The organism is Bacillus salipaludis (assembly GCF_030938565.1).
In the GTDB taxonomy this organism is placed as follows: Bacteria; Bacillota; Bacilli; order Bacillales; family Cytobacillaceae; genus Neobacillus; species Neobacillus salipaludis_A.
On record NZ_JAVGVR010000001.1, the window covers coordinates 2,734,089 to 2,754,861 of the forward strand.

General features: G+C 38.8%; 20 protein-coding genes. 10 read left to right on the forward strand and 10 right to left on the reverse strand.

Features of this window, described 5'->3' with window-relative positions; translation table 11 throughout:
* Positions 1–107: 107 nt before the first annotated feature.
* On the reverse strand, positions 108–2,168 hold the full coding sequence (locus RCG21_RS13500) for a peptidoglycan D,D-transpeptidase FtsI family protein (protein ID WP_133333548.1): 2,061 nt from the start codon (positions 2,166–2,168) through the stop codon (positions 108–110).
* Positions 2,169–2,390: 222 nt separating this feature from the next.
* Here RCG21_RS13500 and RCG21_RS13505 point away from each other — a divergent pair, with 222 nt between their 5' ends.
* Positions 2,391–2,777, forward strand: coding sequence for a hypothetical protein (locus RCG21_RS13505; protein ID WP_235824740.1), 387 nt, complete (start codon positions 2,391–2,393; stop codon positions 2,775–2,777).
* Positions 2,778–2,797: 20 nt separating this feature from the next.
* Here RCG21_RS13505 and RCG21_RS13510 read toward each other — a convergent pair whose 3' ends face one another.
* From RCG21_RS13510 to RCG21_RS13520, 3 genes are read right to left on the reverse strand one after another with little or no spacing between them, the layout of a single operon-like run.
* Positions 2,798–3,286 (reverse strand): (2Fe-2S)-binding protein, encoded by a 489-nt coding sequence (locus tag RCG21_RS13510; RefSeq protein ID WP_133333547.1) that lies wholly within the window; start codon positions 3,284–3,286, stop codon positions 2,798–2,800.
* Entirely contained in the window at positions 3,283–4,122 is an 840-nt protein-coding gene (locus tag RCG21_RS13515) for an FAD binding domain-containing protein (RefSeq protein WP_133333546.1), read from the reverse strand. Before RCG21_RS13515 ends, RCG21_RS13510 begins: the two co-directional genes overlap by 4 nt.
* The gene (locus tag RCG21_RS13520; RefSeq protein WP_308913267.1) at positions 4,119–6,461 is read right to left on the reverse strand and encodes a xanthine dehydrogenase family protein molybdopterin-binding subunit; all 2,343 of its coding nucleotides are present in this window, start codon (positions 6,459–6,461) and stop codon (positions 4,119–4,121) included. Before RCG21_RS13520 ends, RCG21_RS13515 begins: the two co-directional genes overlap by 4 nt.
* A 248-nt stretch (positions 6,462–6,709) precedes the next feature.
* Here RCG21_RS13520 and RCG21_RS13525 point away from each other — a divergent pair, with 248 nt between their 5' ends.
* Both RCG21_RS13525 and RCG21_RS13530 read left to right on the forward strand, forming a co-directional pair.
* A complete protein-coding gene (locus RCG21_RS13525) occupies positions 6,710–8,242 on the forward strand; it encodes a carboxypeptidase M32 (RefSeq protein ID WP_308913268.1) in 1,533 nt (510 codons plus the stop codon).
* Between the two features lie 352 nt (positions 8,243–8,594).
* A complete protein-coding gene (locus RCG21_RS13530; protein ID WP_133333544.1) occupies positions 8,595–9,362 on the forward strand; it encodes a TerC family protein in 768 nt (255 codons plus the stop codon).
* A 51-nt stretch (positions 9,363–9,413) separates the two neighbouring features.
* Here RCG21_RS13530 and RCG21_RS13535 read toward each other — a convergent pair whose 3' ends face one another.
* Positions 9,414–9,839: an EamA family transporter gene (locus RCG21_RS13535; RefSeq protein ID WP_133333543.1), complete on the reverse strand. Its 426-nt coding sequence runs from the start codon at positions 9,837–9,839 to the stop codon at positions 9,414–9,416.
* Between the two features lie 195 nt (positions 9,840–10,034).
* Here RCG21_RS13535 and RCG21_RS13540 point away from each other — a divergent pair, with 195 nt between their 5' ends.
* From RCG21_RS13540 to pssA (RCG21_RS13565), 6 genes are all read left to right on the forward strand, one after another.
* Complete coding sequence (locus RCG21_RS13540; protein WP_133333542.1) at positions 10,035–10,640, forward strand: undecaprenyl-diphosphatase; 606 nt, start codon at positions 10,035–10,037, stop codon at positions 10,638–10,640.
* Between the two features lie 61 nt (positions 10,641–10,701).
* Positions 10,702–12,390, forward strand: a complete 1,689-nt coding sequence (locus RCG21_RS13545) for a DUF6044 family protein (RefSeq protein WP_308913269.1) — start codon at positions 10,702–10,704, stop codon at positions 12,388–12,390.
* A 21-nt stretch (positions 12,391–12,411) separates the two neighbouring features.
* On the forward strand, positions 12,412–13,404 hold the full coding sequence (locus tag RCG21_RS13550; protein WP_133333540.1) for a glycosyltransferase family 2 protein: 993 nt from the start codon (positions 12,412–12,414) through the stop codon (positions 13,402–13,404).
* Positions 13,405–13,412: 8 nt separating this feature from the next.
* On the forward strand, positions 13,413–13,838 hold the full coding sequence (locus tag RCG21_RS13555; RefSeq protein ID WP_133333539.1) for a GtrA family protein: 426 nt from the start codon (positions 13,413–13,415) through the stop codon (positions 13,836–13,838).
* 67 nt (positions 13,839–13,905) lie between these two features.
* Positions 13,906–14,568, forward strand: a complete 663-nt coding sequence (locus RCG21_RS13560; RefSeq protein ID WP_133333538.1) for a phosphatase PAP2 family protein — start codon at positions 13,906–13,908, stop codon at positions 14,566–14,568.
* A gap of 21 nt (positions 14,569–14,589) precedes the next feature.
* On the forward strand, positions 14,590–15,291 hold the full coding sequence (gene pssA, locus RCG21_RS13565; protein ID WP_308913270.1) for a CDP-diacylglycerol--serine O-phosphatidyltransferase: 702 nt from the start codon (positions 14,590–14,592) through the stop codon (positions 15,289–15,291).
* A gap of 70 nt (positions 15,292–15,361) precedes the next feature.
* On the opposite strand, the gene RCG21_RS13570 is transcribed toward pssA (RCG21_RS13565), so the two are convergent.
* Positions 15,362–16,132, reverse strand: coding sequence for a HipA family kinase (locus tag RCG21_RS13570; RefSeq protein ID WP_308913271.1), 771 nt, complete (start codon positions 16,130–16,132; stop codon positions 15,362–15,364).
* A 172-nt stretch (positions 16,133–16,304) separates the two neighbouring features.
* Here RCG21_RS13570 and pssA (RCG21_RS13575) point away from each other — a divergent pair, with 172 nt between their 5' ends.
* Positions 16,305–16,796: a CDP-diacylglycerol--serine O-phosphatidyltransferase gene (pssA, locus tag RCG21_RS13575; RefSeq protein ID WP_133333536.1), complete on the forward strand. Its 492-nt coding sequence runs from the start codon at positions 16,305–16,307 to the stop codon at positions 16,794–16,796.
* A 40-nt stretch (positions 16,797–16,836) separates the two neighbouring features.
* Here the strand turns inward: pssA (RCG21_RS13575) and qoxD are convergent, their stop codons facing one another.
* From qoxD to qoxA, 4 genes are read right to left on the reverse strand one after another with little or no spacing between them, the layout of a single operon-like run.
* A complete protein-coding gene (qoxD, locus tag RCG21_RS13580) occupies positions 16,837–17,133 on the reverse strand; it encodes a cytochrome aa3 quinol oxidase subunit IV (RefSeq protein ID WP_133333535.1) in 297 nt (98 codons plus the stop codon).
* A gap of 1 nt (position 17,134) precedes the next feature.
* The gene (gene qoxC, locus RCG21_RS13585; RefSeq protein WP_133333534.1) at positions 17,135–17,740 is read right to left on the reverse strand and encodes a cytochrome aa3 quinol oxidase subunit III; all 606 of its coding nucleotides are present in this window, start codon (positions 17,738–17,740) and stop codon (positions 17,135–17,137) included.
* On the reverse strand, positions 17,730–19,709 hold the full coding sequence (gene qoxB, locus RCG21_RS13590; RefSeq protein WP_133333533.1) for a cytochrome aa3 quinol oxidase subunit I: 1,980 nt from the start codon (positions 19,707–19,709) through the stop codon (positions 17,730–17,732). The genes qoxC and qoxB overlap by 11 nt, the downstream gene beginning before the upstream one ends.
* Positions 19,699–20,721, reverse strand: coding sequence for a cytochrome aa3 quinol oxidase subunit II (gene qoxA / locus RCG21_RS13595; protein ID WP_133333532.1), 1,023 nt, complete (start codon positions 20,719–20,721; stop codon positions 19,699–19,701). Before qoxA ends, qoxB begins: the two co-directional genes overlap by 11 nt.
* Positions 20,722–20,773 lie beyond the last annotated feature (52 nt).

Here is a 20,773-nt window from a genome sequence, read left to right on the forward strand (position 1 = left end):
TGTTTCCCTTTTTTGGAATAATTATGAATCCTAATCTTATTTGCAAAAAAGGATATCTTTAAATGAAAAATAGCTTGGAGTCATGAACTCCGAGCCATTTTTGATGATTATTTTTGTTTTAAATGAAAATAAGTATCCATTACCCTACGGCCAATGCGGAAATTTGCTTTATTTTCTGATTGACCTGTATAGGCCCATGGTACGAGCACAGCCATGGCAACTTGAGGATTGTAGCTCGGTGCATAGCTCACAAGACTTAGGTTAATAACCCCCGGTGGTTCTTTACCATATCTCCAGCGGTCAGGCCCGTCATAAAATCCTTCCGCCGTTCCTGTTTTTCCTGCCGGAGAATAGGGGGCACCCTTAAAGTACGGATAGGCGGTCCCACCGGGCTCTTGAAACACTTTTTTAAACCCTAGCTGAACTCGGCTTATCCACTCTGGTTTCATGTCAAGCATATTCAAAACTTTCGGGTGGATTTGTTTAAAAACAGGACCGACCACCTCAGAGCCAGTTAATGGTTCTCGAATTTCTTTTACCATATGGGGCTGCATCCGATAGCCGCCATTGGCAAGTGTCGAAACATATTGAGCCATTTGCATTGGAGAATAGGTATCATATTGTCCGATGACAAGGTCAAGTAAAAATCCCGGCAATCTACTTGAACCTTTAAACCCTGCTTGTTCGTTTGGAAGGTCAATTCCGGTTCTCGTTCCTAGACCAAAGCTTGCAAAGGAATTACGAATAATATCAAAGCTATTTGGTTTTAGTGATAATGGATGATCGGGAATATAATTTCCCCCGCCAATTTTGATGGCTGTCCGGAACATATAGACGTTAGAGGACAGTTTTAGGGCATTAAGATCGTTTAAGGTCCCTAAATACATCCATGATTTCTTAACAGGCGTACTCTTAATTCTGATTGGTTCGTCGCTCAAATAGGTATTAGGAGAGATTGCCCCTGTTTTATAACCAGTTAATACAGTAGCTCCTTTAACAGCAGAACCAACATTATACGTTGTGGTAAAAGTTCCAAGTGCATCGTCAATCATTTCGGTTCTTCCAGTTTTCTCATCCCGAACGATGCGTTTTCCCGCCATTGTTAAAATTTCACCAGTTTTAGGGTCCATTAAAACAACATAGGCACGATCTAAGAAATGAGTACCAGGCAGTCTCTTTAATGACCAGAGCTCTTCCTCAATAATGTGTTCGACCTTTTTCTGCAATTCCATATCAATGCTTAGAACAACGTCTTTCCCACGCTGGCCATCATATACAACCTCAGTATCTACCACATTTCCTTGTGTATCGGTGACGTTTTTAACCCGTGATTTATATCCATGCAGGATATCTTCATATTGGGCTTCTAAATAACTTTTTCCGACACGGTCATTTCGATTATAACCTTTTGATAAAAAATAATGCAGTTGATCCGCAGGCAGCCCTTCATCTGATTTCGTAACTTTACCTAAAACAGATTTTAAGGTCTTATCAAAATTATAGGATCTTTCCCAATCCGTTGCCGTATCCACGCCAGGAAGGGACTGAAGATTTTCGCTGACAACTGCAAATTCCTTCTCCGTTACATCTTCATTTTTAACGATTTGCGGGGTGAATTTATAACCATTTCGGAATTCACGAAAAATCGCAGCCACTTCTAGGTCTTCTGGTGTAAGTTGTTTTAAATCCTGCTTGGTAATCCGCATTATTTTTAATTCATATAAGTTTTTATCTTTTAATTTTTTTGCTTTGTATAGTTCATTTTCACTTTTAGTGATTTTGTCGTCCGCTAACTCGGGGTATTTTAAAATCCAATAATCTTTTTTATCCCAATCTGTCAGTTTATCAGTTTTTTTGTCGATAAGTTTTGCTAAAGTCTTTGCAGTATTCAGCATTTCCTCTTGGTCGGATCCCATGTTTGTATAGGTAATGGCTTTTTTCGGGATGTTATTGACAATCACTTTATAATTACGATCGAGCATTTTTCCCCTTGGAACAGGATTTTTTATCGTAATATCCTCGTTCCTTTCAAGGTCACGCTTGAAATTCTCGCCGTAAACAATTTGTACAAAACCAAGACGTAGTATAAGTGCAGAAAATAATAGAAAAACGCAAAAAAACAATAGATTAATTCGAAAAGGAAAGTGGGACTTTTGCTTTTTCTCCATTTTTGTAACACATCCTTTATGCCAACCGTGCTAAGTCTATTTTATTATGCCCTATCCATAAGTTGGTATTATTACTATTTATTTTACAGATGGAGCTGCATAGGTGTAAAGGATTACCTTCTCAACAATTTTTTGTAAATAGGGCTTTAAAAAAATGATGGATAAAAGGAAATTGATTAATGAAAGCTAGAAGAAGAGAGAAAATTAAAGGAGGTACTCTTTGTGGAAAGACATGCTCAGCAGCAATCGCAAAGCTTTCAGCAGCAGCAAATGATACAGCAGCAACAACAGCTGCAGGAAAATCAGTCCATGATGGAGCAGCAATTTCAAACCCAGAAACAACAGGCGCTTCAATCGATGCAGCAAGCAACATCAACTATACAACAAAGTGCTTCCATGAATAATCTCCAGTCACTGCAGCAAGCTCAGCAACAGCTGCAGCAGGCGACCCAGCAGTTAAACCAAATGCAAGGGATTGCCATTACACAATCGACCACTGCAACCCAGCAACAATTAGAACAGGTCCAGCAGCAAATTGAGCAGGCTTCACAAACCCTTGGCCTAATTGACAGCCTGAATCAAGGAAATAACAGCTTTAAAAAAGGCTAAAAATAGTGCCCAGCTTCGATTTATGAAGCTGGGTTATTTTTTGCCTCCGCTAGTACAGCCCCAATCGCCTCTTTTATTTCATGATACCCAGTACACCTGCACAAATTGGATTCCATCCACTCTTCAATAACAGAATCATCAGCATCGGGATGTTTTTCCGCTAGGGCATGACAATTCAGAATGAATCCCGGTGTGCAATAACCACATTGGATGGCCCACTTTTCGATAAAGGTCTTTTGGATAGGGGAATCTAATAGACTTTCAATGGTGCTAATTGACTTGTTAATCGTTTCAATTGTCAGTGACAGGCAAGAATGATGTGGTTCTCCATTCACTAATACCGTGCACGCTCCACAGTCACCATTTTCACAAGCCCTTTTAGCACCCGTCAGTCCCAATTGCTCCCGTAAGGTATGTAATAGTGTATCTGCACTTCGAATCATTACTTCCTTGGTCCCTCCATTTACATGAAGCTTGGCAACTGTTTTTTCTGAACCATTTGAGATCATGTAATGGCCTCCTTTAAAGCTTCAATCGTTTCCGATAACGCATTTTTAAAAACAAATTCCCGGTATTCTGCGGAGGCTTGTATATCATGTACGATCGTTGAAGGCAGCCGTTCCACAGCCCGCTGTACGCGACCATCAACGGGAAGAGAAGAATCATTTAAAATATTTTCAATTTCCATTGATCGAAACGGGTAGCTACAAATCCCACTGAAAGCGGTCCGTAATTTTTTGTCCTTTACTAAGGCGGCGATAGATACAACTGGATAGCCAACCTTCGTACTCTTTGTTTTCTTTAAACTAAAATGCAGGAGGTGAAGGTAGGATTTATTTATTAAAATTTGTACAAGGAACTGACCTTGACTGATTTGTAAGTTCTGTTGGAAGACCTCTTCCAAAGGTATTAGAGTTTCGCCTTCGGAACCGGCCAATTTAACCATTGCGTTGGATAAAAGCAGGGGTAATATCCCTTCCCGATAAATGAGCCGGCTGTTTAGATTACCCCCGATGGTAATTTTATTCCGTGAGGTATGGTCTGCCACTTTTTTTACGGCTTCCCCTAATAAAGGGAACAAATTGGATTCCGTTATATGATTTAATGTTACACCGGAACCGATAACCAATTGCTCCTCTTGAACTTCTAAAACATTGCATTCCGGGATTCCTTTTAAATCTATCACGGCATCTGCTGTAAGATGATTTCTACGCGAAAACGTAATAAATTCAGTTCCTCCACTATAGTACAGGACGGATTTACCTTGTTTTTGGATATCCTCAAAGGTTTGGACAGCTTCTTGTATCGTCTCAGGTCTATAGTACTCAAAGTCAAAAGGAATCATTTCATGTTCTCCTTTCTCATTTTCCAAATGGGTTCCGGAATTAATGGCAGGTAATTTAACTCTACTTCGGCTGCAGCCGATAAACTATTCGCAAGTGCGCCGGCCATGCCAATTACACCATATTCACCAATCCCCCTGGCTCCATATGGCCCGTCAGCTGCTGGGGATTCAACAAAGTCAACTAGGTATTCTGCCGGCTGTTCGCCAAAACGCAGCATTTGATAGTCCCTTAATTGCGTATTTTGTACCACACCATTTTCATCAAAATGAAATGACTCACAGCTGGCAAAGCTTAAACCCAAATACATCCCGCCTCTCATTTGCTGTGTCGCTGTTTGATAATTAATAATCGTTCCACCGTCTAAAACGGTTACTGCTTTAATAACCTTGTAGGAGTAATCCTTCGGGTTCCATTCGACCTCCACAGCCTGGGCGCCAACGGACCACCAAGGCCCCGGCTTGCCGAATCCGGTTTCCTTATCCATTGGTGTCAGATGTCTTTGGATATACTTTCCGTGACCGACCACTTGACCTTCAACGGCATGGCCATTTGGATACTTATATCCGAGAGCGATATCCTCAAATTTAACACCGTATTCAGGGCTTGGTTTTAGGTAGACACGGCCGCCGCCCAGCTCTAGATCTTCTTCCGAACACTGCAGAGCGATAGCAGCTGTTCTTTTTAATTGGGAGATGGCATCATCTGCTGCTGCCATTACCGCTCTTCCTGCTAAAAAGGTGGTACTGCTGGCCACCGTCCGCCACTGATGGGGATCGTACTGGGTATTGACCTCCATCGTGACATGAATTTTGTTCATATCCATTTTTAATCGTTCAGCTAAAATCTGAGCAAGAATTGTTTTGGTACCCTGGCCCAATTCAATGGCAGCACAGTTCAAATTTACACTGCCATCTGCTTCAAATGTGATAATGGCACCTGCCTGCGCATTGGTAGCCGTTGTGGAGGTTTTCCAAAAAACACTGATTCCTTTTGATTTAATCATTTCAGTATCAGTTTCGATTCGCTGACCCTCATCCCATTTCACAAGTTCCTTGGCCCGTTCAATACATTTCTCGACATCGCCAATATTACTCGCATTAAGTACTGTTTGCGTCGGGGAAGTATTCCCTGGTTTAATGGCATTAATTTTTCTCAGTTCAATCGGGCACATGGTTAATTTTTTTGCAAGCTGATCCATTGTACGCTCGACAGCAAAGGTTAATTCAGGATGTGCATACCCCCTGAAAGAGGTCGCATACGGGTGGTTCGTATACATACAATAAGAGTCACACCAAACGTTTGGTACATCATATGGACCAGTACAATCCAGCGCCATTGCTCTCGTAATCCCGGCAGCCTGATCCGTGTATGCACCGGAGTCAATCAGGAAGGTATACTGCCCCGCAATAATTTTCCCGTCCTTATCCGTTCCTAGTGAAATGGTCGCATCAAGACCAATATGGCAGGGAGCGGTGATCAAATCCTCTTCTCGTTCATATTCGAGTTTAACCATTTTCCCGCCAATTGACTTTGAGGCTAAATAAGCAAGCGGCTCGAGTTGAACGGTTCCCTTGCCGCCGAACGCTCCGCCCACTAATGGGACATGTACAACAATATCTCCAACCGGAATATTGAAAAATTGATTTAACACCTTTTTAATCGTGTAGGGTGATTGTGTATTGGAATGGACTACAACTTTTCCCGCCGGGTTGATTTCAACTCTGGTACCGCGCGTTTCCATTGCTGCGTGGTCGGAAAGATTAAAAGAATAGGTTTCTTTTATTTTTGTTGCACAGTTCTCCCAGGCAGTTATGAAATCACCTTTACGGATTTTGATATGACTGCCGATATTGGTCCCCTGAACAGGATAAACATTACTGATAATTTTTACATATTGCCCTGAGTTTTCATGAATTAAAGGAGCATCGTTTTTAAATGCATCTTGAACAGAATTCACAACTGGCAATGGTTCATATTCTACCTTAACCATCTTTGCTGCTTTTTTAGCTTGATGTTCATGGTCGGCGACAACAATCGCTATCGGTTCTCCATAGTATCGTACTTTATTAAAAGCAAGCGGTGGCCGATCCGCTAAAATGGGACCGATGTGAAAGGGGAACATATTTCCCGTTACAATCGACCGAACACCGGGGCACTTCCATGCTTCTGTTACATCAACGTACTTAATCTTGGCATGTGCCTGTGTACTTGTAACCAATTTAGCGTGGGCCAGGTTGGGCATGGAAAAATCTCCAATAAACCTTACCGTCCCAGTGGCTTTTTCGATGACATCCACTCGTTGTTCGGGCTTTCCAATTGTTTTTCTAACTTCCAACATTTTTTTGCTGCCTCCTATAAAACATGATGGCCTATGTAAGATCTAAGATAATTTATATTTTTCTCTTTTAGATGTAAAAATTATACAGGGGAACTGGGAATTAAATGCATTAGGAAACCAAGATTAAAAAAATTGTCAATAAAAAGATTTTTTAAATTTTTCCCATATTGGATGGATTATTTTATAATTAGAAGGGAATGGGCTGGTTTTGAATTAGCTTGTTTAATACCATTAGGGGGTCATACATAGTGGAGAATAAAGTGGTTGATCCAACTGTTCAAAAGGCTTTAGAAAAATTTAGAGTATTAGATGAAAAAATTTCACATTTTTCTAGCATCATTGGTTTATCAGACTGGGATCAAAAGGTGATGGCACCCAAAAAAGGTAGGCATACCTTTGCGAAGGCTATCGGTACATTAAGGACGGAAGTATTTAAACTGTCGGTTTCAGAGGAGATGGGGAGCTTAATAGACGTGCTTAGTGTAAATGAAAGCGCTTCATCATTGGATGCTGTTACGATGGCAAAAGTAAGGGAGTATAAAGATTATTATCAGAAGGCAAAAACTATTCCGGCGGACCTCTTTCAGGAATATTCAATCTTGACTGCTCAAGCAAATGACGCATGGGAAGAGGCAAGGGGGACAAATGATTTTGATCTTTTTCTACCTTACCTTGAGAAAATTATAAATTATAAAAGAAAGTTTGCCGAAATTTATGGTTATGAAGAGCATCCATACGATGCGATGTTAGCTGAGTTTGAGCCGGGCCTAACCGTTAAAAAACTCGATCCATTGTTTGCTAAATTAAGAGAATCAACTGTGAGCTTACTAGAAAGAATTCAACAATCAGGAAGGCCAACACCAGCGGAAATTTTTGACCAATCCTATGATGTGGAAAAACAAAAAGCATTTAACCGCTTCATATTGCCGCTGATTGGGTTTGATCTGGAGGCGGGGCGTTTGGATGAAACCGTCCACCCTTTTGCCCAAACAGTCAATACCGGAGATGTCCGCTTAACAACCCGTTATTTAGAGCATAATGTTCGATCAGCTTTGTTTGGCACGATTCATGAAGCGGGTCATGGAATTTATGAGCAAAATATCAATCCGGAATTTGAAGGCTCTGTTCTTCAAAGCGGTGCCTCCTTTGGAATTCATGAGTCCCAATCAAGATTCTTGGAAAATATGGTTGGTCGCAGTAAAGAATTTTGGAATTATTTTTATCCGCAGATTCAAAATCAATTTCCGGAGGCACTTGAAAATGTTACGGTTGAGGAGTTTTACCGTGCTGTTAATACCGTACAGCCATCGTTTATTCGAGTGGAAGCAGATGAATTAACCTATAATCTTCACATTATGATTCGCTATGAAATAGAAAAAGCTTTAATGGCGGGAGAAATTGAAGCAAAAGATCTGCCAGCTATCTGGAATGAGAAAATGCAGGATTATCTGGGAGTCACACCAGGCACTGATACAGAGGGAGTGCTGCAGGATGTCCACTGGTCATTTGGCGGAATTGGCTATTTCCCTTCATATTCATTAGGGAATTTGTATGCGGCACAAATACTAAGAAAGATTAAACAAGACCTGCCAGATTTCTATTATCATATTGAACAGGGAAGATTTGATCTTATTCAAGATTGGTTAAAGGAAAATATTCATCAATATGGTAAGCTCTACACCCCGAATGAATTGATTCAAAAGGTAACGGGTGAAGAATTGAATGCAGAATATTTAGTTGAATACTTGGAGAAGAAATATTCTGAGGTATATGGGTTGTAATTTTATTGACAAATATGAAACACTAAATATATAATTATAGTAATTAAATATTTCCTTTTAAAGGGGAGTAGCTGTACAGTAAAGTCGTCATTTCGAGAAATCAGATTTCTCCGGCTTTATTGGCAACAATGACGTTGTTAGCAAGACCTTTACTTAGGGTAAATGATCAAACATTTATTCTCAGGTAAAGGTCTTTTTGTATTTTTAGGCCATTACAGGGGAAAAGTTAGGCTTTTACCCACGGGTAAAGGCCTATTTTTATTGCTATAGCTCACATTCTTGTAGATACTGAGCTTTCGCAATATTCAAATGGCAAAAGGAGAAATTTAAAAAATTTAAGGAGGTTTGTTTAATGGATTTTACAGTTTTATTGGAGTATGGCTGGGTATTATTGGTTCTAGTGGCTTTGGAAGGTCTTTTAGCAGCAGATAACGCGTTGGTGCTGGCAATCATGGTGAAACATCTTCCGGAGGAAAAACGAAAAAAAGCTTTATTTTATGGTTTAGCAGGTGCATTCATGTTCCGTTTTGCTTCATTATTTGTCATTTCTTATCTTGTGGATGTTTGGCAGGTACAGGCAATAGGAGCCATCTATTTGTTATTCATGGCGGGAAATCATATTTTCCGTAAGTTAGTGAAGAGTAAAACGGAAGAGCAGCCGAAAGAGCCAAAAAAGAGTGGATTTTGGACTACAGTTTTAAAAGTTGAATTAGCCGATCTTGCTTTTGCGGTTGATTCCATTCTTGCGGCGGTGGCTATGGCGGTGGTGCTGCCTGAAACAAAGCTTCCAAATATAGGTGGTCTTGATGGGGGTAAGTTCTTGGTGATTTTTGCAGGAGGCTTCTTGGGATTAATCATTATGCGCTTTGCCGCAAACAAGTTTGTCCAGTTATTGGAGAAACGCCCTGGTCTAGAAATGGCGGCCTTTATGATTGTCGGTTGGGTAGGGGTAAAGCTTGTTGTCTATACACTTTCACATCCAGCACTTGCGATTTTAAATGAAGAATTTGCTCATTCAACCGAGTGGAAAATGAGCTTTTATCTCGTCTTAGTTGGGATTGCTGCAGGAGGATGGTTTCTTTCAAGGGAATCAGCGAAAAAAGAATCGAAAGCTTCATAATATACACTTAAAAAAGTAAAGGCATATTATATTTGCCTTTACTTTTTCATTTTAATGAAATGCCGTCAAAATCACTCCTATCGCAATTAATACTACTCCCATTCCATTCACCAAGCTAAGCTTCTCCCCAAAAAGGAAAATGGCCAGCAATGTTGCAATAACCACACTTAATTTATCTACAGGAGCCACCTGAGAAACCTTGCCTAATTTTAAGGCGAAAAAATAGAACAACCACGAAGCAGCACCTGCGATACCACTCAAAGTGATAAATAAAATAGCCTTTTTATCATGTAAAATACCAGGGATTTTATTGAGATTCCCCTCAAACACAACAACCCCCATTAAAAAGAATGCCATCACAATCGCTCGAATGGCGGTAGCCGTATTTGCATCAATATTTTGCAATCCTATTTTTCCGAAAATTGAAACAAAGGCAGCAGATACAGCAGATAATAGGGCAAAAATAAGCCACGACATAAATTCATCTCACCCTCCATTTCTTTTATCATTTCAATTTTTTAATGGGTAAACCCTCTTTTACAATCGAATTTAATAAATATTTAATACTCGATTCATACAAAATTTATGCTGGAGGTCTATTCTAATCATGTGTGGGTAAAAATGTTTTTTACTAGGAATATTTTAAAAGAGTGAGATAAAGGTGGTGGAAGAATGTTAACACACTTAGATTATACAGCATTTCAATGGGTTAATCATTTAGCCATTACGGACCATTTTATGAATCCATTCATGGTATTTTTAGCTGATAAAGCAGAGTATTTATTTTTTGCAGGTATTCTATTTTATTGGTTTTTTCATAAAGAGCAAAATCGGAAAATGGTTGCAACTGCCTGTATTGCAGCTTGTCTTGCATTAGCAACAAACATGATTATTGGAGACTTTTATTATCGTTCCCGTCCATTTGTCTCCCATCATGTAATTATGCTGATCTCACACGCAAAGAATGCTTCTTTTCCAAGTGACCATGCGACCGCAGCATTTGTGATTGCCATGACTATTTGGCTATGGAAAAAGCGCGATGGCTGGATTTGGTTGATTTTAGCTGCAGGAATTGGAATTTCTCGCATTTGGACAGGTGTTCATTATCCATTAGATGTCATCGCCGGTATGGTAATTGGAATAGTAACTGCAGTTGTAGTTTATCTACTAACAGTAAGATGGGGGAAATTTAATCAGTTTATTGGTGTTCTTATCAATGTTTATGAAAAACTTGAAAGCAAGATTTTCAATACTACTCTTATAAAAAATGAAAAATAGTTCGAGATAATTGGAAAGTAAAAAGGGAATAGAACAATATGATTTAAGAATCGGTGGGAAAATGAAGATATTCTGGACAAATTTGAGTAAAGAAAAACAGCATTTATATTTTGCAGCCTTTTTATTAGCCCTTTATTTATCACCATTATTTATTCTAGGTGAAAATTCACATATCCGGGTTCATGATAATTTGGATTCGAATATTTCTTGGTATAAAGTGCTTAATGATAGTGGACAACTGTTTGGCGGAATAAACTCGGTTATCCCGCAAATCATTAATGGATTACCAAGAAATGCATTTGGGACAGAATTCAGTGGGATCCAGTGGCTGCATAATTTGTTTTCGTCGATGCTTGCCTTTTCAATCAGTCAGGCAATTACAAGGATTTTTGCATTTTTGGGTATGTACCTTTTATTAAAAAGACATTTTGTTAAGACGGAGGAGTCTTATTTAATCCGTATCTATGTTTCGCTGGCATTTGCACTTACGCCATTTTGGCCTTCGGGAATGCTGAGCACTCTCGGTATGCCACTTGCACTTTGGGCTTTCTTAAATATAAGAGAAGGAAGGTACTCTTGGAAGGAGTGGCTTACGCTCATTCTGCTTCCTTTTTATTCAAGTTTTGTGCTTGGATTTTTCTTTTTTCTTACAGCGATTGGGTTGCTCTGGCTCCGGGATTTAGTGGTTAAGAAAGAAGTAAACTGGGTCTTCTTTGGCAGCATTTTTGCCATGACACTAATCTATTTAATAATCGAGTACCGCCTTGTTTATTCTTTAGTGTTTCCTGAGGCCCCGACAAATCGGAATGAATTTTTTGAATCAACCAATGGTTTCTGGAGTACGATTCGTTTAATTTTCAAAAATTATTTTCTTGGACACACCCATGTAATGACCCTGCATACATTTGTGATTGTTCCGCTATCCTTCCTTGTGATTTGGGTCATAAAGAATCGACAGAAAGGTCATATCGAAAAACGGTTTCTTTACCTATTTCTTTTGAATTTTATACTATCTGTTTGGTATGCTTTTTGGTTTTACAAAGGATGGATACCGTTAAAAGAAAGAGTGTCTTTTTTAAATACCTTTAATTTTTCTAGATTTCATTTTTTAAGGCCATTGATTATATACCTGATGTTTGCCGTCGGTGCCTATATTCTATGGAGGAGGGGTAATCGTTGGAAACTATTGGTAAAATTATGTCTGGCAGCGCAGCTCCTAGTGCTTTTTGGGGCAAATAATGAAATCTATTATCGTGTGGCAGGAACACCGACCTTTAAACAATTTTATGCAACTACTCAATTTTCCGATATTAAAAAGTACATTGGTAAGCCGCAAAATAGCTATCGTGTTGTCAGTATCGGAATTCATCCTGCTATCGCTCAATACAATGGTTTTTATACGCTGGATACTTATAATAATTTTTATCCACTAGCGTACAAGCATCAGTTCCGCAAAATAATTGCAAAAGAATTGGATAAGAGTCCCACTTTAAAATCCTATTTCGACCATTGGGGCGGGAGATGTTATATTTTTGTTTCTGAATTAGGAAAGAAGTACGATTTTACAAAGGATTCAAAAGTCGAAATCCATCATCTGCAGCTTAATACGAAGGTATTGAAAATGATGGGAGGAAAATATATTTTCTCGGCTGTTCCAATTCTAAACGCCAAAGAAAACCAGCTGGAATTTAAAAAGGCATTTAACCAAAAGAGTTCTGCTTGGAAAATTTATCTTTATGAAGTAAAATAATGTGGTTTAAGGAGTCTTAACATGAATAAACCGGTATTAACCATCGTTGTACCTTGTTATAATGAAGAAGATGTCTTTATGGAAACATCTACCCAATTATCACATGTATTGGAAATGTTAATCGCTGACTCGCTTATTTCAAGGGAAAGTAAATTATTGTTTGTGGATGATGGCAGCAAGGACAGGACATGGGAGTTAATAGAGAGTGAGAGTGGACATAATTCTTTTGTTAAAGGTTTAAAGCTTGCTAAAAATGTCGGACATCAAAATGCATTAATGGCGGGTCTTGAAACGGCAGCGAAGAAATCGGATTGTGTCATATCCATTGATGCTGATTTACAGGATGATATTAGCGTAATCCAAGCATTTCTTGAAAAGTATTGGGAAGGGTATGATATTGTTTATGGAGTGAGAGAAAGCCGGAAAACAGATACCTTTTTTAAAAGAACCACTGCTGTCGGGTTCTATCGTTTTATGGAGAGAATTGGGATAAAATTAGTTCCTAATCATGCGGATTTTCGGCTTATGAGTAAACGGGCACTTGAGGAATTATTTAAATTCAAAGAGACGAACCTTTTTTTGCGCGGCTTGGTCCCACTTGTGGGATTCTCATCTGCAAAGGTATATTATGATCGTAAGGAGAGGTTTGCGGGAGAATCAAAATACCCGTTAAAAAAAATGCTTGCCTTTGCATTCGATGGAATCTCTTCCTTTAGTGTAGCCCCAATCCGCTTTGTAACCTTTATTGGTTTCTTGGCGATGTTTATTAGTATTCTTGCCGGAGTCTATGCACTAATTCAAGACCTATTAGGACATACTGTTTCAGGCTGGACATCACTAGTCATTTCCATTTGGTTTGTTGGAGGTTTGCAGCTATTGGGGTTAGGTATTATTGGTGAATATATTGGCAAAATATATTTTGAAGTGAAGAAACGTCCAAGATATGCGATTGAAAGAGACAGCTTTTCCGTTAGTCAAACAAATCAGCAAATAAAAGAGGCAATTGGTCATTAGGAGCAGGTATGAAATATACTTTTATTCGTTTTGTCATGGTAGGGATTTTGAATACGATTGTTGGGTTATCGGTCATGTATCTTCTTTTACATGCGTTCCACTTTTCATACTGGATCTCAACCTTCATCGGTAATTCCATTGGAGCGATTGTAAGCTTCTTTTTAAATAGAAGCTTTACATTTAAAAGTCAGAATGCTGTTTCAAAAACTGCCATCCGTTTTATTGTGGTCATTTTGTGCTGTTATTTTATTTCTTATGATTTAGGAAAAAATTTAGTTTCAGCCATCCTACTTTCAAATCAATTCTTTACTGAAAAAATAAGAACCGATTTGGCGGTCCTTGTCGGTACTGGACTTTATACCGTGCTTAATTATTTAGGGCAAAAATTGTTTGTTTTTTCAAAAAAGGATGTTTTAGTTGAAACAAAATCATGAGATAAACGTAGAAAAACCAGGAGGTTCTGACCGGACCTCTTTTTTCTATCATAAAAGGAGTAAGCTCATGAATATAAAAAAATATTTATTTATTGCCTTTATTATTAGCTTGGTGAGTGTAATTGGTTTTGGGATGATTTCCATACTTATTAGTGATGAAAAAATAGGGCATTTTGACAGTACTGTTATTTCGGCGGTTCAAGGACTCGAAACGCCCGGTCTTACAAAGGTAATGAAATTGTTTACCTTTATTGGTTCCACACAGGTTGTTATCATTCTTTCTCTTGCCCTTTTGATTTTTCTCTACAAGGTACTGCATCATCGCTTGGAATTGATCTTATTTGTAAGTGTCATAGCTGGTGCAGGAATTTTAAATGGTGTTTTAAAGCATTTTTTTCAGCGGGCACGTCCTAATTTACACCGTCTGATTGAGATCAGCGGTTATAGTTTTCCTAGCGGTCATGCTATGAGTGCTTTTGCTTTTTACGGTGTGATTGCCTTCTTACTTTGGCGCCATATTTCAACCAGGATTGGGAGAACCATTTTAATTATTGTTAGTTGCTTTATGATTCTTGCCATTGGTATAAGCCGGATTTATCTAGGGGTACATTATCCAAGTGATATTATTGGGGGATATTTTGCAAGCATTTTTTGGCTGACTGCTGCTATTTGGGTTTTTCAATTTTATAAAGAAAAACGGTATAATAGGAAGCAGGGATATAATGAGTGAGAGGTTTTTGAAAAAATTGGAGTGATACATATTATAAGAAACAGTATTCCTAACCTTTTTACGCTTTTAAATTTATTTTTTGGATTTTTATCTGTCATGTATTCGGCGCTTGGGGATTATAAAAATGCGGCAATTTTGATTCTGATTGGAATGATGCTCGATAGTATGGATGGGCGTATTGCCCGGATGTTGAATGTCGAAAGTGACCTTGGAAAGGAATTAGACTCACTTGCCGATATTGTAACCTTTGGTGTTGCGCCGGCGATGATGGCCTATTATTCCTATTTTTCTGATTTTGGTATATTTGGGATGGCGATTTCAGGATTATTCCCGTTATTTGGTGCATACCGATTGGCGCGATTCAATATTAATGCGGTCAAATCATCACAACATTATTTTACGGGTGTCCCCATTACAGCAGGTGGGGGACTACTAACGCTTTTAACCTTATTTCACGGCAAAATGCCAGCGATTATTCTGCCGATTGCCTTTTTTGTCATTTGTTATTTAATGGTCAGCACCATTAAAATCCCAAGCCTAAAGGATATTCCTTTGCCGAAATATGGAATTATTATCACCTTATTCCTTGGTTATGCTATTTATATTGTCTTTAAGAAAGAGCAGCATCGTTTTCCTTACTTCATATACGTAGCCATTCCGCTTTATGTAGCTTTTATAAGTTATCAATTAGTTAGGATTAAGCGAAGCGGTCCAAAAAAATAAAATTCAAAAAAAGAGAAGTACAATTCACTTGAACTGTACTTCTTTTGAATATTTCAATCAACCTGATTCATTAATCACGGAAATATTTTTTGATGAATTTTAATATTAAAATAGGCAGTGCCTTTTTTGCAGAGAGGAGATATTGGTACATTGCTTTCTTTTCCGAAGAAGATACATCCCAATCGTCAGGTATGGTGTTGATGACCGATAAGATTTGCTCAGAAGGAAGTGCAAGGACTTTTTCTGTAAATTGCATAAGTGATTTGGGGTCGTCTATTTGAGTAACACCCCATGTATGAACAGGCTGTTTTAGTAAATTCATGGGGACTTTTTTCAACATATCTTTTGAAAGTGCATATCCTGGAAAACATAAACCGTGATCAATTAAATGAAGATAGCATTTGTTGTCAGAAAGCCTTTCTAACAGAACATTTCCCGTATCCCGATCATTGTTATTCACCCAATAGTCGAATACAATAATACCCGGCAATGCATCGCGATTGACAATTTCTTCATTAATTCGAGGCTCCCAAAGGCCCGTACAATCTTTAAGCAAAAGACTGGCAAATTGATGTCCAGGTGTAAACCCATACCGGTAAAGACCCGGGAACTTTTTAAAATCAGATTTGGAGAAATAAGCCACCTCAAAAGATGCTACAGGCAGTCCTAATAACTGTGCAAGTTTCCCCACCACCCAATCATTCACGAGGACCCTTGTTCCTTGGGGATTGTCTTTAAATTTTACAAGATAAGTATTTCCGTCATTCATTTCAAATAGTTGAGGCTTTGAAAAACCCTCCTTGAACTTTCCTAAGTAGCGAACCGGAAAAATACGATTCAAAATGATATTGCCTCCCTTTTTCTTCATATTATCAATATATGTACAATCCCATCTCTCGGTATAGTTGAATTTAAAAGAATGGAAATAAATTTCTTCTCAAAAAGTGAATAAAGGAGAAAACGAAAGAAAATTATAGATAAGAGGAGTTTTGCTTAATGAAGGGGGAGGGAAGTTGGTTAATCATCTTGTCAAAGCAGTGCCCAATTTATTTACCATCGGAAATTTTTTATGTGGTGTTTTTTCTATCACCTTTAATATGAGTGGATTTATTGGAGGTGCCTCGATTTTTATTTTTTTATCGGCTATTTTTGATCTCTTCGACGGACGGGTTGCCAGAAAATTAAAGGTGAACAGCGAACTTGGAGTGGTATTGGATTCACTGGCGGATATTGTTAGCTTTGGGGTAGCACCTGCGCTTATATTTCATTCAATCGCAGCACCGTCTATTTTAACTTCTCTAGCCTTTATTCTTTTCCCTACTATGGGTGCTCTAAGGTTGGCAAGGTTTAGTGTGAACCCAACCATTGGGTATTTTAAGGGTCTGCCGATTCCAGCTGCTGGCCTGCCATTAGCCGGAATGGGATTGTTTACATATTCCAATGCATGGATCACGATTCTTTTGGCTGTTTTAATGGTAAGTCCGATTAAAGTAAAGAAATTATGAAAAAACCTAGTCTGTATGTAGACTAGGTTTTTAAACAATTTTACATTCCACCAAATGACATAACCCAAATCGATCCGGCAACGGTAACGACGGCAATAAAAACACCATATATCACGTTAATCGTTTGTGCTGCACTGTCTTCACCATCTCTTAAGTGCATGAACATAAACAGCTGCAGACCGGCTTGTATGACAGCGAGAGTGCCGATAATCCACATAATGGCATTGAAAGATAAACCTGTTTTTAAAGCTACAAAGAGTGCGACAAAAGTTAAAACTAATGAAAAAACAAATCCTAATACTTGTGTTAGTGGTGTACCATGTGAATGTTTCTCCATCTTAAGCCACCATCCCTTTTAAATACACAAATGTGAAGATGAAAATCCAAACAACATCAAGGAAGTGCCAGTATAGACCGATAATAAAAGCCTTACGGGCTGTTACTGGTGTCAAACCTTTTTTCGCAATTTGAATCATTACCATAACAGCCCAGCCAATTCCCATACTTACGTGCAATCCGTGTGTACCTAAGAGGACAAAGAATCCTGAAAGGAATGCACTAGTTTGCATCGTAGCACCTTCATGAACGTAGGCAATAAATTCTTCAATTTCCATCCCAACAAACCCGGCACCCAATAATAAAGTAATAATCATCCAGGTTAATAGACCTTTTTTATTACCTCGGTGCATTTCATAAATGGCTAAGCCGCACGTAAAACTACTGGTTAGGAGCAGGATGGTTTCAATCATAACCCCTTTAATTTCGAAAAGTTCATGTGGGGTAGGACCACCGGCATAACGGTGGTCAAGTACTGCATAGGTTGCGAAGAGTGTTGCAAATAGAATGATTTCCGCACCTAAGAAAATCCAGAAACCAAAAATATTCATTCGGCTTTGTTCTGTTTGATATTCAAGCGGTAGCGCAGTGTTTACATTAGCTGACATGATTTTTCTTCACTCCTTTTTGGAGGTCTCTCCATGCTTTTTCTGTCTTTTTAATTTCATCTACCGGTACATGGAAGCCATCCTTATAATCAAAGGAACGGCAAATCAAGCAGGCGAAGATGCCTAAAAGTGCGACAAGTGCAGCGATTTTCCATTCAAAGATGAGGAAGAATCCTGCGATTCCCATGACAACTGCCATCACAATTGGAAGACCTGAATTGTTTGGCATATGAATTTCTTCCAAGTCATCTTCTTTTAACTCTAGACCTTCATTGTGTTTCTTCATGTACCAGAAGGCATCAATTGATTTCACTTCAGGTAGTTTGGCAAAATTATAGAATTGAACAGGGGAAGCTGTAGCCCATTCAAGTGTTCGTGCATCCCATGGATCGCTTGAAATATTGCGGTCCGCATATCTTGCACTCCAATAAATGTTATAACATAAGAAACCAAAGCCAATCGCAAGAATTCCTGCACCAATTGCAGAAACGAGCATCAATGGTCCAAAACCTGTTTCCGCAGAGTACGTATAAGCACGTCTGACGGCACCGTCTAATCCAAGGAAGAACATTGGCATAAAGGTCATATTAAAACCAACTACAAAGAACCAGAAATGAAGTTTTCCAAGCTTTTCGTTCAGCATATGACCAAACATTTTTGGCCACCAGTAGTAAAGTCCAGCGAATACAGCAAATACAACACCTGGAATTAATACATAGTGGAAATGCGCTACTAGGAATAGTGTATTATGGTATTGATAATCTGCTGCACCCATTGCAAGCATAACCCCGGTTACGCCTCCAATCAAAAAGCAAGGGACGAACGCTAATGCCCAAAGCATTGCTGTTGTAAATTGAATGCGTCCTTTACGCATTGTAAACAGCCAGTTAAACATTTTAACTCCTGTAGGGATAGCAATCATCATCGTTGTAATCGAGAAAATAGAGTTAACTGCAGGCCCTGCACCCATTGTAAAGAAATGATGGACCCAAACAAGCATACTTAAAAGGGCGATACCAACAATCGAGAAAACCATTGATTTATAACCATACAGCATTTTACGAGAGAAGGTTGAAATAACCTCTGAAAACATTCCAAACGCCGGAAGAACAACAATATATACTTCGGGGTGACCCCATAACCAGAACAGGTTCGCCCACATCATTGGGTTTCCGTCACCTGAAACGGTAAAGAAATGCGTTCCGAAAATCCGGTCAAATGTCATTAATGCAAGAGCAACAGTGAAAATAGGGAAGGATGCCCAAATAATTACTGATGCGATGAAGGATGTCCAAGTAAACATGGGCATTTTCATTAACGTCATACCGGGAGCTCTCATTTTTAAAACTGTGACGATAAAGTTGATCCCCGTCATTAATGTACCAATCCCGGCAATCTGGATGGCAACGGCATAAAAGTTATTCCCAATACCAGGAGTAAATTCTTTTCCTGCAAGAGGGAAGTAAGCAGTCCAACCTGCATCCGGAGAACCACCGATAACAAACGAAATATTAAACAGCATCGCTCCGGCAAAAGTTAACCAGAAACTTAATGCATTCAATTGCGGAAATGCAACGTCTCGAGCACCGATTTGCAAAGGAACAACCACGTTCATTAATCCGATTAAGAACGGCATAGCCATGAAGAGGATCATTATGACGCCGTGTGTTGTGAAAATTTCATTATAGTGCTGTGCATCAAGTATTTTTCCATCTGGGGTGGCGGTTTGGGCTTTCATTAATAACCCGTCAATGCCACCGCGGAAAAACATGAGTACTCCGACAAGAATATACATAATTCCAATCCGTTTATGATCAACAGTTGTGAACCATTCCTGCCACAGCCATTTCCATTTTTTAAAATAGGTTACACCTACAACAATACCAATCATGGTTAAAGCAATTGCAACTTGAGAGCCTAAGATTAGAGGGTCTCCGGTAATAAAAAACTTATCCCACTTAATGTCCACTATGGTCACCTCCATTGGAATTTCCACTCATGTCCATGTCCTTCATATCCATATTATTCATTTCCATTGACTTTCCTTCTGCCTGACCCTCCATGTGCATTTCATGGTTATCAGGTTCTTTAAAAATTTTCCCTGGGTAGTCGTGATTTCTGTACAATTCAGGGAATGTGTAAGTTTTCGAATGCATATCACCGTGATCAACATAGGCTAGGTGTGTGTTTGAAAAGGTTTGACGGCCTAAGTTTGATGGTTTTAATAGTTCAACATATTTCTTTTCCGATAATTTTGGTGCAGTGTTCTTTACATCCTTCACCCATTTGTCAAACTTCTGCGGTGATTGGGCTTCCACAGTAAATTCCATTCCTGCATAGCCTTTTCCGTTAAAGTTTGTGTTTTTCCCGATATATTCACCAGGTTGATCAGCTACAAGGTAAAGTTGAGTTTCCATTTTTGCCATTGTATATTTTTGACCGCCTAAAGCAGGAATCCAAAAAGAGTTCATCGTACCCGCAGAGGTAAGCTTAAATTTAATAGGGGTACCAACTGGAACGTTCAAATAGTTCACCGTTTCAATTCCTTGATCCGGATAACTAAAGATCCATTTCCAATCTGCGGAAGTAACATTGATTGTGATTGGCTTTTTATTTTCATATCCTTTCGGAACTTTTTCAAGATTATAAATTGATTTTACCGTCGGAATGGTAAGCGCAATAACAATCAGAATCGGGATGACAGTCCAGGTGATTTCCAATTTTGTACTGCCATGTTCTTCTGGTGGCTCGTAATCTTTATTTTTATCTGTTGCGCGATATTTCCACACAATAAATACAAACAAGCCAATAACAACAATTACAACAAGTGCCATAAAAATTAGTGACCAGTTAATCAGGCCTAAAATTTCTCTTGCTGCAGGCCCCTTAGGTTGAAAAACAACCATATTTGGCTCACAGCCGCTTAAAAATAATACCGGTAAAAAAGCTAATAGGGGAATCAAATAACCCTTTTTAAACATTTTTTACGCTCCTTTCAATAAAGTTGTTCATATTTTCACAAATAAATGTGTG